This window comes from Haladaptatus sp. AB643 (assembly GCF_024136975.1).
GTDB lineage: Archaea > Halobacteriota > Halobacteria > Halobacteriales > Haladaptataceae > Haladaptatus.
Map to the genome: position 1 here is coordinate 1 of NZ_JAMYJW010000026.1, position 692 is coordinate 692.

The following is a 692-nucleotide window of genomic DNA, read 5'->3' on the forward strand; positions in this document are numbered from 1 at the left end:
AGATCCACGCCGACTGAATTCAGGCCCGCCGCGTGACGCCAGTTTACACCGTAGCCAGCAGTAAATACCGGAATTGGGTCGCCATCATTAGCGTAGTCAGTGTGATCGAAGGAGAACGGAGCCTGACCGTCAATGCTCACAGAAACATCATCAGCAATGTCGCCGACAACGTTATATAACTTCGCCGTCTTGCCAACTGAAAGTACGGTCTGGACGCCCATCAGGTCATTGATGATTTCCATGCCATCTTCCTGATCTCGCAGCTGCAAAATCTGGTTATCAATTTCAGCCCAGAAATCTCGAGCGAAACCACCAACAGCGTTACATGCCAACATCTCCGGCGTCATGTGCGCGCGGTTGACGGCAATCATAGAGTCATGTTGCGCGTTCCACATGTTGCGGTTAGCCCACAACTCATTCCAGTGAGCGCCAAGGCGAGCATTAGTCGCCAGTGTCTCTTTAGAAAAGTACATATGCGTTTATCCTTTTGTTACGCGCCAGCGGCGGCTACGGTGCCAACGCGCATACGCACGCGAATGAAGTCAGTGGTGCTTGCCGCGATTGTGTATTCATCCTGGCTGTAGCCGATCACAGAATCAGTGTCGGATGTTGCCAGGGTAAACTGACCAGCAGTGCCCAGCTTGATTGGGCTGTCTTTCTTGTACGCCCCAGGAAGGCAGCGTAAAGCCAGT

2 protein-coding genes are annotated in these 692 nt (G+C 52.6%); both read right to left on the minus strand.

The genetic code is table 11. The annotated features are described in order from the left end of the window. Positions 1 to 473: major capsid protein (locus tag NKF25_RS24005; protein WP_253229134.1), on the minus strand; the 473-nt coding region annotated here is incomplete at its 3' end. 17 nt (positions 474 to 490) lie between these two features. After that, positions 491 to 692: hypothetical protein (locus NKF25_RS24010; protein WP_253229135.1), on the minus strand; the 202-nt coding region annotated here is incomplete at its 5' end.